The following is a 12,239-nucleotide window of genomic DNA, read 5'->3' as shown; positions in this document are numbered from 1 at the left end:
TTTGAAAACCTTTCTTCTAATTCAAAAAGTAGAGCTGATAATTTGTTGTTCTCAATTGATAAAGATAAACGTGAAATATCAATTTCTATTATCGAAATCAAATGCAGAAAGTCTATAGTAGTGTCTGAGAAAGAAGATTTGAAATTAAAAATGAAAGAGCAGATAGAAAACACTATTCTGGCTATAAGACATCATTTTGATCCAAACAATTTTACTACTGTCGATCGATTGGATAGAGAGATAAAAAATAAAGAGTTTAAAACATTGTTAAGTTTCTATATTGAAAGAGCTTATCGTTATAATTATCTTTCCGACAATGCCTATAACACTTATTGTTCATTCCTTCAAACACTTGATGAAGGTTTTTGTTTAAAATTTAATCAGTTAGGATTTATTTTTGATTTTTCATTTTCTAAAAGACATGAGAAAGAAGTTGTTGATGATTGTCTAACTTTTTTCACTTTTGGGGCTAAACTAATCGAAGACATTTTAGATCCTGATTCTGATTTAAATACTACACGATTAGAAGAGAAAGAATTTGATAATGAATTAGGAAATGCTCTTGGAACAAATGAAGCTTTAAAACCTTTTCTACAAAGGTTTAAATCTAAAATTAAACAACAAAAGGAAGCAAGTTCAACTGTTAAATTACCTAATGAAACAAAAGAAGTATCAAAAGATTCTTCCCAATCTAATGAGTCTCACAGGAAAGATAGTAATGATGGTTTGGACGATGATTTTAATGATGAAGATATTCCTCAAGACCCAAAACCGGATAGTCCAAAAGGAGTCGTTAATGAAGCAAACACAGAGGATGGAAGTTTAACTAATACCTACATAACTCCAGATTATGATATTATTGTTGGGAAAAGTTCAGAAAGTCCACAATATGGTATTCTAGGAAAGAGTATTCAGAATAAAAAAATTGCAATCGATTTGAGTGAAACCAACACAATCAGTTTATTTGGTGTCCAAGGAGGAGGAAAAAGTTATACTATTGGTACTATATCTGAAATGGTTTTAAAACAATTTTCAAACATCAATGTTTTACCATCACCACTTGCTGGGGTTATTTTTCATTATAGTGAAAGCATGGATTATGAGCCAGAATTCACCTCAATGATATATCCAAATGATAAAAGAACTGAATTGCAAAAATTGAAAGAAGAATTTGGTGCAGAGCCTGATTCAATAAAAGATGTAGTTTTATTAACTCCAAGAGATAAAATAGAAGAAAGACGATTGGAATATCCTTCAATTGAAATTAAACCTATTTCATTTAATTCAATGGAGTTGAATGTTCAAGATTGGATGTTCTTGCTTGGTGCTGTAGGAAATGATTCTGCCTATATTAAACAATTGAAATCCTTGATGAGAGAACAGAGGAGAAACATAACTATGGAAGGTTTGAGCGAAAGTGTAGAATCGTCAGAACTACTCTCAAACAGTCAAAAAGCATTAGCCAGACAAAAATTAAGTTTTGCTAGAGAATATATTGATGACAGTTTTTATATACGGGATATTTTGAAACCGGGAAGGCTAATTATTGTTGACTTAAGAGATGAGTTTATTGTTAAAGATGAGGCACTTGGATTGTTTGTCATAATGCTTAATATATTCTCAGGAGTAAAAACTTATAATGACAAACATTTCAATAAATTTATTGTATTTGATGAAGCTCACAAGTATATGGATAATAAAGATCTTACTGGAAATATAGTTACAGCTATACGAGAAATGAGACACAAGGGAGTAAGTATTATGATTGCCAGTCAAGACCCGCCAAGTTTACCAAATGAAATCATTGAACTTAGTAGTATAGTTTTATTACATAAATTCAATAGTCCTCAATGGCTTAAACATATTCAAAAGTCAATAACTCAATTGAGTAGTTTAACACCTTCTGACATGAGTATATTGAAACCTGGTGATGGTTTTTTATGGTCAACAAAAGCATCTGAACAAAGTATTACGTTAAAGCCAATAAAAATTTCTACTCGACCTAGAGTTACAAAACATGGAGGAGCTACAAAACAAGCAACAGGAGATCATTAATGGTTTATTCATTTTCAAATAAAGGAAAAAGAAAAAGCAATCAGGATTATTTGTTTTCAAAATCAATTAATCCAGATTGTATTTTGCACATGGTAGTTGATGGCATGGGAGGTTATGAGTATGGAGATGTGGCTTCAAAATTAGTAGCAGAGAATATTCATACTTATCTTTCTACAATAAATGATATAAGTGAAAAAGAAATTCAAAAAGCAGTCAATAAGTCTAATCTAATAATAAAGCAAAAGTCGGATGATTTAAATGCTAAAATTGGAGCAACTTTGGGCGGTGCTATTATTTTAAAAAATAAAGCTTTTTTATTTTGGGTTGGTGACGTTAAAATCATTCACTTAAGAAATAATAAATTGCTTTTTGAAACACATTCTCATACTTTAATAAATCAAATGATTAATAATGGAAGTATCATTAATAATATTGAGCGTTATAAACACGTTGTAACTCGTTCTGTTTCTGGTAGTATCAAAGAAAGTATTATTGATTGTCATTTGGTCAATAATCTACTTCCTAAAGATATAATTATTATATACTCTGACGGTGTTTCAGATATATTAAACTCTTACCAAATTAAAAGTGTTTTTGATTCAGCAACCACTTTTCAAGATGGTGTCAATCAAATAGAAACGTTGTGCAGAAATGATGCTAAAGATAACTTTTCGATGATGGCTATTATAATATAAAAAATATGATATGAAAACTATTCTTGAACATATTAAAGATTTGCCAAGAAGTGAATGGGATTACTATTATGACATTAATAAATTAAATGAATTACAAAACCCATTTTTAGAAAATAATATATCACATGTTGATTTTATTTTTCGATATTTCAAGCGTGGTGGAAAAGTAGAAGTATTTGATACAATTGGAAATGATTTTTCAGAAATCAGATATCCTAATCATATTAATTCAGTATTTTTTATAGGTCTTCTAATATATTACAATACAGGACTAAAAGAAAAATTCAATTTAGGAATAAATGCTCCTGGATACAACACTTTTCCATTTATCTGGTTTTTAATTTCGTTATACCATGATAATGCATATCATATTGAAAAAAATTCTGAATTGATTAATGATAATAAAAACCTAAAACAATTATATTTCAATTTCAATATAGAACATATTTTATTCGAAAAAAAGCATTTTAATGTTTCAAAAATATTGATGGATTGTTGTAAAAAATATTTTGCATATAGAATTCAAGAAGGGAAAGTAATTGATCATGGTATTTTCGGAGGTTTAATGCTTTATGATAGATTAATTAAAATTAGACGGAAAAAAGCTGAGGCACATGAAGATAATCTGTTTTGGGGAGAAGCATTAGAAGAACAATATAAATTAGCAGCAAGCGCTATTGCAACTCATAATATCTGGATGCCTAGTAAAAAACAAAATGATTTATATTCAAAATATGAATTAAATAATCTAATTAATTTTAAACCACTGAAATTTAATAATTTCAAGTTTTTATATCTGCTTGGAATTATTGACACCATTGATCCAATTAAGACTTTTATTGAAGATAATGTAGATGAAAAATATATATTTGAAAATCTAAAAATGGAATTTAAAAATTCCTCAATAATATTTTCAATTGTTCAAACTTCAAAATTAGATTTTCAAAAATTAATTAATAAATGTAAATATTTTAATGGATGGTTAGATGTAACTGTTAGTTTTAATAATGAAAAATTAATTATTAAGTTTAGATAATTATTACCTTAAATCATTCTCGTTTTATGTCTAGAGTTTATTTTATACAAATAATCAATATACTCTGGAAGCTCAATCAGACTTAAAAGACCATGGATTGCTTCGGGTAATTCAAGAAAATCAATGCTTTTGATATGTTTTCTGAATGCTATTTCACCTATTACTTCCATGACTATGTATTTCAAGTCAATTTCTATTTCGTCAAACTCTTTGATTCTATCATAGGATGGAATATAGAGGTTAATTTTTAGTTGTTTGGTTGTTATATTGTAATCGACTAATGCCATGTATAATTGGCTTATTTTTATTTTGTACTTTTTAAAAATATAGGGTTCGTCTTTAACTGATAGGTAAAGTGTTTTGTCTTGAATAGGTTTGATGAAAGCTTGCGGAATGAAATGTTGCAGCTTAGGTGCTTGGTCTTCTAAAGCCATGATTTTAGGAAAAAGTTTTCGATACCCATCCGCCGTGAAAATAATGGTGTATTTGTCCTGGTTGTTTGATGGACTAATGATTAGAAAACCGATTCTTTTGGAAATGTAACGGTAGTTCCTGTTGAGGTGGTGAAATACTTCTTTGGTATTGATACCGAGAAGTAAGGCGTTTTTGATGGCTTCTTCGTTGTCTTGGAACCAGTTCCAGAATTTTGTTATTTGTTTCATCGTTTTTGGATTAACGTTTGTCTTTAGTTATTGGATTGAATGCTAATAGATTAAGCATTTGCCTTAATCTAGAACGAACACGATTGCCGTAAGCTGCTTCAATTTCAGAAGCGGAAAGGTTGGTTGTGATGTGAGTTATTATTTTCTTGTTTATGAATAGATCATATCGGCTCAGCAAAATTTCTCCCATTACGTTACACTCGTTGCCATAGTATTTGAGGTTGTTTTCGGTACCTAAATCATCAAAGCAATAGTTTTTAATGCCGTTTTGGAGTTTATTTCCCGAACTGTATCTTTGGATTACTTCGTAGCCTTCTTTGATAAACTCAAAGCTAATTTCTCGAGTTGGTTTCAATATGAACTTTCTTTCTTGTTCCGGAACGAATCGCATCAAATTCATTAAAGATGTTTTTCCGCAACCTATTGGACCCGAAAGTAAAATACCTTTGTTGAGGTCGATTTCGATAGTTTTTGCCATTATTTCATCATTTAAAAAATAAACCAAAAGTGTTGTGATTATGGGAATATCATCTTCTATGATTTTGAAGTTATCCCCATAGTTTTGTTTACCCTTTTGCTCGAGCCACTGAATTATTTCTGGGTAATTGAATTTGGTCATTGTTATGATTTTGAAGTTCTCGATACATTTTTTATTCCATTTTATTACACAAAAAACACTCGAATAGACGGCATTAGATTACAATGGTTCTGCATAGTTTTTATTATTTGCGATGTTGAGGTTGTGCGGCATCAGTTGTGCTATTGGTGTTTTGATTTTAAATTTATCCTGGTTCATAATCCAATTTCGTGCAGCTGCTTTCCAATCTCGCATTTTGGTTTTACCACCAACTAACCAGCCAGTACTGGAATAGTAATTGAAGAATTTATTTGCTTCGATTTCTGTGCTTGATTGGAACAAGAAATATTCTATTGTCAATTCAAGCGATGGAAGGATTGAATTTAAATTTTTTCTTTCTTCTTTTTTCGCGGAACTTTTTTCTTCTTTTTTTTCTTCAAAGTTTTTAAAATTATTTTCTTCAAAAATTGAATTTTCATTTTCTAAAAAATTTGAATTTGTGCCAATATCTATGTTTAAATTGTTTAAATATGTTTGTTTATTATTATATATATAGGCTTGTTCATTAACCTGTTCAATAGCTTTGTTATTTTTTGACAAGGTTGTTTTTTGAACAGGTTCATTATTTGAATAGGTAAGCGGTTCAAGCTTTGTTTTGGTTTTAGCCTCTTCAGAAAAATTTATCATGTTTACATTGGAACTTGAATGTGGATTGAAAGTTGGTAAATACTCAATAAAACCAAGTGTTTGTAATTCTTTCATACACTTGTGATAGGTTGCATTTGAATTTATTTTACTGGCTTTCATAATTTCTTCACGAGAAATACCTGTTGGATTTTTGAACCTGTTTACGTTCCAACATTGAAATAGGGCTAAATACAGCGAAATGTGGGTTGGATTGAGCTTGTTTTCGGCAGCAATTTTATTAAAAAAGCCTGTTAGGTGTTTTATGTAGTTCATAGGTTTTACGGTTAAGATTCGTTCTTATTTGAAAAGCGTAGGTAAAGCATTTACCTTGTTGCATTCCATTATCTTTTCTAAATCGTTATAAGCGTAATACATTGTACCACCGATTTTGGTATAAGTAAGTGTTCCATTTATTCGGAAGTTTTGCAACGTGCCTGGCGAAATATTTAAAAGCTTTCGGACTTCACTAGATTTTAGCCATTGCTTTTGCTGTTTTTCTTTAGCATTAACTATTTCTTTTAAATCGCTTAGGAGAAGTGAACGGAATTCGTTGAGGTCTTCTCGTGTAATAATTTCTACTGCCATTTTGATAATTTTAAATTGTTATGGTGCAAATTTGTGTGTTTTGATTTGAATAAAATCACAACACGAACCCCGTTGGGTACGATTTTATTTAAAATGAAAAAATTAGGATTAAAATGTTTCATCTGTTTCCTCCATTCGTTTCAACAATTCGTATTCTAAGGCGTTTATGAATTTTGTTCTATCTGACTTGCGTTCCCGTATTTCAAGGAAAGTTCTGCGGTATTGTCCTAAATCAATATGGAATATTTCTTCAAAATAACTTGCGATTTCTTTTAACTCGGCAGCACCATTATTGAAAACACCTTTGGTATGAAATGCGTACATTATTTCGGTTAAAGACACTTTTGAGCCTGTCCAAATCATTTTCCCTTTCGGTTCATGTTGTGATTTTTCTTTGTGTTCCTTTTTACCCATTTTAAGAATTTTGGTTTCTATGTACACCTGTACTAAATCATGCGCAAGTATTTTAGCAACCTTGAAATCATGCGATGTTGAGAAACTATGATCTGCTTCAAAATAGAAACTGTCTAGTCTCAATTTTACATCATGACTGCCTCTAATAAAGTATTTGAAATCTAAAAAACTACTTCCAGTTCTGTGATAATTATAGAAGTCTAAATTATTATCAAAATAGCGTTTTAGTTTTTTTAATTCTTTATTGAGGTATTTTTTTGTGATGAAGTCACCACCATGAGGCATCTTAGTTTCTATTTTAAAAATTGCATTATGATAGATTGACAATGATGTAAACTTTGGTTTTATGTTCTTAAAGAAATCAATTTCAGTATCAGAGCTGATTGTTTTATTTTTAAGAAATTGCTTTTTTAGATTATCAATTGCCTTTAGTGTTAATTCAAGTGATTTTTCTGATTTTGCAATTGAGTCATCCATTTCTAGATTGATAAAGTTTAATTGTTCCGTTAATTCGAATAACATTTGTTTGAATTTTGTGCTCATTTTTTAAGGCTTTCAGGTTTATATTTTTGATGTGATTCAAAAAAATAAACCTAAAAACTTAAAATCTAATGTTAATCTTATATTATTTTTTGCTCCTGTTGGGTTGGAGTTAATGAAAATTTATCGCGGAGTATTTTCATATCCTCACTAACTTTTTTATCCAAGACTTTTGCATAATGCTGTGTTGTTCGCAAGTTTTTGTGTCCTAGCATTTTGCTTACGGATTCAATAGGAACGCCATTTGTAAGCGTTACAGTCGTTGCAAAAGTATGTCTGGCAATGTGGAAGGTTAATTCTTTTTCAATCTCGCAAACAGCAGCTATTTCTTTTAAATAAGCATTCATTTTCTGATTGCTGAGAATTGGTAAAAGCTTTTCTTCATTTATTGCTTGTGGATGGTCTGCATACTTATCAATAATCATTTGAGTTACTGGTAATATAGGAATTTTCGAAGCGGATTCTGTTTTCTGACGGTGGGTAAATATCCATTTATCACCATCAATACCAATGCTTATATGCGATTTTGTGAGGTTTTTTACATCGATGTAAGCTAAACCAGTAAAGCAGCTAAAAAGGAAGATGTCACGCACTAGTGATAATCTTTCGGTTTTGAAATCTTTGTTGATGATGTTTTGAATTTCGCCTTCAGATAAATAAACTCGTTCCACTTCTTTGACTTTGGATTTATAATTTGCAAATGGATTTTTATCTAACCAGTCATTGGCCAAGCAAAGCTTGATTATTTTATTGAAGTTCTTGATGTATTTTACTGCGGTGTTATTGGCGCATTTTCTAACGCTACGCAAGTAAAATTCATAATCAGTGATGAAAGCATGGTCAATTTTTGTTATATCAATATCGGAGATATTATATTTCCAATTTAGAAAATCTTTTGTGTGCTTAAGAGAGGTTTGGTAACGCTCATAGGTTCCTGGAGCATATTCAATGCCAAGCAGTTCTTTTATTTTGTTGTTGTGTTCCTCGAAGATTGGAACAATTAGGCGCTGGCGTTCTTTGGTGCCAAGCAGCATATTTTTTAATGTTTCCAAATTGACAGGAATGTCTTTTTTGTTTAATTCCTTCTCAGCAATCAGAATTTTTGTTCTCAAATTGTCAAGATGTCCATTTATTAAACGAGCTTCTTCTGCATTTCCTCGCATTTTTGACATTTCGGGATGCCATTTCGTTGGATCAACAAACTTTCCAGTACTGTTGTCTAAACGTCTGCCGTTGATTGTAATTCTTTGAAAAATTGGTGCTAGACCTTGTGCATTGGCTTTAGCTCTTTTAAGATAAAAGAGAATTGAAATTGTAGCATTCATAATTGGTAACCTTTAAGTTAATAGAAATTTAAAAAATCTATCAACATAAAACAAGATGTTCATTTAGTGAACTCCTTGTTTTTAAAGGGCTTCGCGCAGATAGGGGCACAAGGAATTTATAATTTTAAAGTACCCCGAATAGTACACCTTTAAAATGAGAAACTTTGAATAATTTGGATAGGTTGGAAATTAAAAAACCCTCTAAATCATAGGATTTAAAGGGTTTTGTTAGGTTTTGTGAATTAACCAGCGGAGAAAGAGGGATTCGAACCCCCGGACCTGTTACAGTCAACAGTTTTCAAGACTGCCGCAATCGACCACTCTGCCATTTCTCCTTTAAGTCGATGCCTACTTGCGTAACGCGGATGCAAATATAACAACCTTTTTCATTTTGCAAAAAGATTTTGGCTAAAATGTCTACTTAATTTTTATTCCGCTCCCTATTTCATTACAGTAGTGTTGATTAGGAATAAGTAACTGTAACATTCTTCATTGCCAACAAAATAAATCTAATCTATAAAAGACAATTCTAATTAGTGAAGTCCTCAACCAGTCGTAAAGCCGCTTCCATCCCATGCCTGACGGCAGGCAGGTTCCCTCTTCCCTCTTCCCTCTTCCATCCCATGCCTGACGGCAGGCAGGTTCAATCTTCCCTCTCCCATCTCCCATCTCCCATCTCCCATCCCATGCCTGACGGCAGGCAGGTTCCCGCTTATCAAGAAAAGACAAATCATTTATTGTTCTTCCAAAAACGTTTTATACCACCAGCCCGAATTCTTAACCGTTCTTTTTTGGGTAGTGTAGTCAATGTGAATTAATCCGAAGCGCTGTTTAAAACCCTCTGCCCACTCAAAATTATCGGTGAGCGACCACACAAAATACCCCGCAAGTTTTGCGCTACTTCTTTTAGCTCTGCCCACTTCCTCTAGGTAGGATTTTAGGAAGTGACTGCGATGGTGGTCGTCGATAACTCCATCAATAATCTCATCGGGAAAGGATGCGCCGTTCTCGGTAATGAGTATTTTTTTTACTCCGTCGTAGCTGTCGAATTTCATGATCATTTCATAAATCGCTTCGGGGTAAACTTCCCAATCCATAGCGGTGTAAAATACCTTGCGCTTATCGGCAGGGATGATTTTTGCCTTGATGTAGGGAGTAAAATAGGAATGCGCAATCACCTCTCGGGTATAGTTTTGAATGCCAATAAAATCAAAGGGTACTTTCATTAAACTATCGTCTCCTGGATGCTTGTATTTTTTGAGTTTCTTCAAAAACCAAAGTGCGTCGGTTGGATATCCTAATCCTAAAGAGGGTTCAATAAAAAGTCGGTTGAGCAACGCATCTACCTTATGGGCTGCTTTTTTATCTTTGGGACTTGAAGAATAGGGCGTTATATAAGAACAAGAATAGGTTGTCCCTACTTGGGCTTCGGGTGCCAATGCCTTAATGGTATGATACCCTATAGCTTGGCACAACACCGCATGATGCATGGCTGGGATAAAGTTATTAAACCCCTTTTTCCCTGGAGCATGTATGCCTAAAAAATAACCACCACCTGTAAAAACCATGGGCTCATTGAGCACCATCCAGTAGCGTACTTTGTTTTTAAATGCAGTAATACAAACCTTGGTGTACTCTTCAAACCATTGTAGGATAGCCCTGTTTGTCCATCCGCCTTGCGTTTCGAGTGCTTGTGGTAAGTCCCAATGGTAAAGCGTGATAAAAGGTGCTATACCGTGTTCCAAACAACAATCGATAACCTCGTGGTAAAAATCCAAACCGGCTTGATTGACTGCTCCAGTGCCCATAGGCAGAATTCGACTCCATGATAGCGAAAACCTAAAGTTAGGAATTCCCATTGCTTTGACTAACGCAATATCGGTCTTGTAATGGGTATAGAAATCGACTGCTTCAAAATGGGTGTCGTTGTTTAGTATCTTCTTTTTTTGGGTAACAAAAACATCCCAAATAGATTTCCCTTTGCCATCCTTATCGTGTGCGCCTTCGGTTTGTAGTGCCGAGGAAGACACACCCCATAGAAAGTCTGTGCCAAAATCTTCTTTAGCGACCTTTTTATTGATCATTATTGGAATAAATTGTAATTGCTAGATTCAAAGCCAGTGTCCATCTTCTTGCTGCCCGCATGGTTTTCAACAATAAGGTTAACAATTTCTTCGGTGTTATCAGGATAATCCACTTCTACAATGGTATCGTTTTCGAGCCATTTCTTTATTTTAGGAAGTGTATCGGCATTGAATTTCTTAATCACTGGTACTCCCATTTCTTTGAGCATCTCGGCATTGCAGTACTGTTCGTATTGCTTTTTCATCGGGATGACCATTAACTTCTTTTTTAGGAACAACGCTTCACTCGCTGTTCCAAAACCGGCATTGCACAAAACCCCTTTGGCGGAAGCCATACTTTTTAAAAACAAATCTCCATTGATGGGAACGATGGTAATATTGTCTAACGTTATTTTTTTCTTGTTGTGTTTAGAGAATACTTGCCAGTTTACGGTGTTGAGTTTTTCTAGCCGCTTGATGATATGTGCATCGTCATAGGACGGAAGGTACACAGTATAATGCCCTTCATCGGTGGGGACTAATTGCCGCACTTCTTTTCGGATGATGGGTGTAAAAATAGTACCGTCCAATCGTTTGAAATGAAACCCATAATTGTAGGTGGTCGGTGCATAGTTTTGCAACACCAGTTTACCGATGATGTCCTGCTTTTTGGGTTTGGGTGCTAATGGATGTAAGGTAGCGACTTGGTTGCTCAAACCGATGCAGGTTTTCTTGGCTTTGATAGCTGCCCAACAGGATACTGGTTCAAAATCGCTGATGATTAAATCGTAGCTTTTCAAGTTGATTTTTTTGATTTCTTTGAGTAGTTTGATAGAATTCAATTTGACGAAAGTCTTCCAAAAGTCAACGCCTCCCTTTTTGCCAAAAATAAAGGACAATCCGTTGAACTTGTACTTTACTTCAAACGGAAGTTCGATATCGGCTTGTATGCCACTCACTAAGATGTCCACTTCTCCTTTTTGTTGCAAATAAGGTATGATTTCTATGGCTCTGGTAATGTGTCCATTTCCGGTGCCTTGCACCGCATATAGTATTTTCATAAGTGGATTATATTGTTTTTTTTAAGGTCTCCCGAAGCTATCGGGAGGAATCGCTCCATCTTCATTGGTGTTTGCTTACGCAAACTTCTTGTTTATGGCGATTTCATTATTTAAAATTGACAGGGGTTACGGTGTCGTCTTTTTGCATGAACCCGCCCAGCATTTCTTGGAATATTTGGTTGGTTTCCATTAGGACTAGTTTGTCTTCTTCATGCTCATCCCCTTTTTCGTTAAACTCCTCTGGGTTGTATTTGTAGAGTGTCCACGCCTTGTTGTTGTATTCCAATGCGGTGAGGTTTTCTATCCAGTCGCCGGAGTTGAGGTATTCTACTTGACCGTGTGGCGTGGTGATGGTTTTCATTTCGGGTTGGTGTATGTGACCGCACAAGACATAGTCGTAGCCATTGGATATGGCAATATCGGCGGCGGTCTTTTCGAAGTCGTTTATAAATTTAACGGCCGATTTTACACTGTTCTTAATATTCTTGGAGAGGGAGATTTTACCCTTGCCCATCTTTACCGACACCCAGTTGCAAAAG

At 33.6% G+C, this 12,239-nt stretch carries 12 protein-coding genes and 1 tRNA gene; 3 read left to right on the top strand and 10 right to left on the bottom strand.

Annotated features, from left to right (window positions below):
• From ACK5ON_RS11905 to ACK5ON_RS11895, 3 genes are all read left to right on the top strand, one after another.
• Positions 1 to 2,055: ATP-binding protein (locus ACK5ON_RS11905; protein ID WP_409822768.1), on the top strand; the 2,055-nt coding region annotated here is incomplete at its 5' end.
• Positions 2,055 to 2,750, top strand: a complete 696-nt coding sequence (locus ACK5ON_RS11900) for a PP2C family protein-serine/threonine phosphatase (protein WP_409822766.1) — start codon at positions 2,055 to 2,057, stop codon at positions 2,748 to 2,750. The genes ACK5ON_RS11905 and ACK5ON_RS11900, both read left to right, overlap by 1 nt.
• 10 nt (positions 2,751 to 2,760) lie before the next feature.
• The gene (locus ACK5ON_RS11895) at positions 2,761 to 3,786 is read left to right on the top strand and encodes a hypothetical protein (RefSeq protein WP_409822763.1); all 1,026 of its coding nucleotides are present in this window, start codon (positions 2,761 to 2,763) and stop codon (positions 3,784 to 3,786) included.
• 8 nt (positions 3,787 to 3,794) lie between these two features.
• On the opposite strand, the gene ACK5ON_RS11890 is transcribed toward ACK5ON_RS11895, so the two are convergent.
• From ACK5ON_RS11890 to ACK5ON_RS11845, 10 genes are all read right to left on the bottom strand, one after another.
• Positions 3,795 to 4,448 carry a hypothetical protein gene (locus ACK5ON_RS11890; protein WP_409822760.1) on the bottom strand — a complete coding sequence of 218 codons (654 nt, stop codon included), beginning with the start codon at positions 4,446 to 4,448 and terminating at the stop codon, positions 3,795 to 3,797.
• Positions 4,449 to 4,458: 10 nt separating this feature from the next.
• Positions 4,459 to 5,067, bottom strand: coding sequence for an ATPase (locus tag ACK5ON_RS11885; protein WP_409822757.1), 609 nt, complete (start codon positions 5,065 to 5,067; stop codon positions 4,459 to 4,461).
• Positions 5,068 to 5,145: 78 nt separating this feature from the next.
• Positions 5,146 to 5,787, bottom strand: a complete 642-nt coding sequence (locus ACK5ON_RS11880; RefSeq protein ID WP_409822754.1) for a transcriptional regulator — start codon at positions 5,785 to 5,787, stop codon at positions 5,146 to 5,148.
• Between the two features lie 222 nt (positions 5,788 to 6,009).
• Complete coding sequence (locus ACK5ON_RS11875) at positions 6,010 to 6,297, bottom strand: helix-turn-helix domain-containing protein (protein ID WP_409822751.1); 288 nt, start codon at positions 6,295 to 6,297, stop codon at positions 6,010 to 6,012.
• A gap of 108 nt (positions 6,298 to 6,405) precedes the next feature.
• Positions 6,406 to 7,254: an RteC domain-containing protein gene (locus ACK5ON_RS11870; protein WP_409822748.1), complete on the bottom strand. Its 849-nt coding sequence runs from the start codon at positions 7,252 to 7,254 to the stop codon at positions 6,406 to 6,408.
• Between the two features lie 77 nt (positions 7,255 to 7,331).
• Positions 7,332 to 8,576: a site-specific integrase gene (locus ACK5ON_RS11865; protein ID WP_409822745.1), complete on the bottom strand. Its 1,245-nt coding sequence runs from the start codon at positions 8,574 to 8,576 to the stop codon at positions 7,332 to 7,334.
• A gap of 250 nt (positions 8,577 to 8,826) precedes the next feature.
• Positions 8,827 to 8,911: transfer RNA gene (locus tag ACK5ON_RS11860), tRNA-Ser, on the bottom strand.
• Between the two features lie 399 nt (positions 8,912 to 9,310).
• A complete protein-coding gene (locus ACK5ON_RS11855) occupies positions 9,311 to 10,660 on the bottom strand; it encodes a GH1 family beta-glucosidase (protein WP_409822742.1) in 1,350 nt (449 codons plus the stop codon).
• On the bottom strand, positions 10,660 to 11,700 hold the full coding sequence (locus ACK5ON_RS11850; protein ID WP_409822739.1) for a glycosyltransferase family protein: 1,041 nt from the start codon (positions 11,698 to 11,700) through the stop codon (positions 10,660 to 10,662). Before ACK5ON_RS11850 ends, ACK5ON_RS11855 begins: the two co-directional genes overlap by 1 nt.
• Positions 11,701 to 11,806: 106 nt before the next feature.
• The coding region (locus tag ACK5ON_RS11845; RefSeq protein WP_409822736.1) for a UDP-2,3-diacylglucosamine diphosphatase at positions 11,807 to 12,239 on the bottom strand (433 nt) is incomplete at its 5' end.

Origin of the sequence: Flavobacterium sp. (assembly GCF_046317795.1) — a bacterium.
Classification (GTDB): domain Bacteria; phylum Bacteroidota; class Bacteroidia; order Flavobacteriales; family Flavobacteriaceae; genus Flavobacterium.
The sequence above is the reverse complement of the archived record's forward strand: the minus strand, read 5'-3'. Positions and strand labels throughout refer to the sequence as shown.

What these genes read in the sequence shown, in the direction of transcription:
- ACK5ON_RS11900 (WP_409822766.1), top strand. Translation starts at nt 2,055, where the DNA reads ATGGTTTATTCATTTTCAAATAAAGGAAAAAGAAAAAGCAATCAGGAT.
- ACK5ON_RS11895 (WP_409822763.1), top strand. Translation starts at nt 2,761, where the DNA reads ATGAAAACTATTCTTGAACATATTAAAGATTTGCCAAGAAGTGAATGG.
- ACK5ON_RS11890 (WP_409822760.1), bottom strand. Translation starts at nt 4,448, where the DNA reads ATGAAACAAATAACAAAATTCTGGAACTGGTTCCAAGACAACGAAGAA.
- ACK5ON_RS11885 (WP_409822757.1), bottom strand. Translation starts at nt 5,067, where the DNA reads ATGACCAAATTCAATTACCCAGAAATAATTCAGTGGCTCGAGCAAAAG.
- ACK5ON_RS11880 (WP_409822754.1), bottom strand. Translation starts at nt 5,787, where the DNA reads ATGAAAGAATTACAAACACTTGGTTTTATTGAGTATTTACCAACTTTC.
- ACK5ON_RS11875 (WP_409822751.1), bottom strand. Translation starts at nt 6,297, where the DNA reads ATGGCAGTAGAAATTATTACACGAGAAGACCTCAACGAATTCCGTTCA.
- ACK5ON_RS11870 (WP_409822748.1), bottom strand. Translation starts at nt 7,254, where the DNA reads ATGAGCACAAAATTCAAACAAATGTTATTCGAATTAACGGAACAATTA.
- ACK5ON_RS11865 (WP_409822745.1), bottom strand. Translation starts at nt 8,576, where the DNA reads ATGAATGCTACAATTTCAATTCTCTTTTATCTTAAAAGAGCTAAAGCC.
- ACK5ON_RS11855 (WP_409822742.1), bottom strand. Translation starts at nt 10,660, where the DNA reads ATGATCAATAAAAAGGTCGCTAAAGAAGATTTTGGCACAGACTTTCTA.
- ACK5ON_RS11850 (WP_409822739.1), bottom strand. Translation starts at nt 11,700, where the DNA reads ATGAAAATACTATATGCGGTGCAAGGCACCGGAAATGGACACATTACC.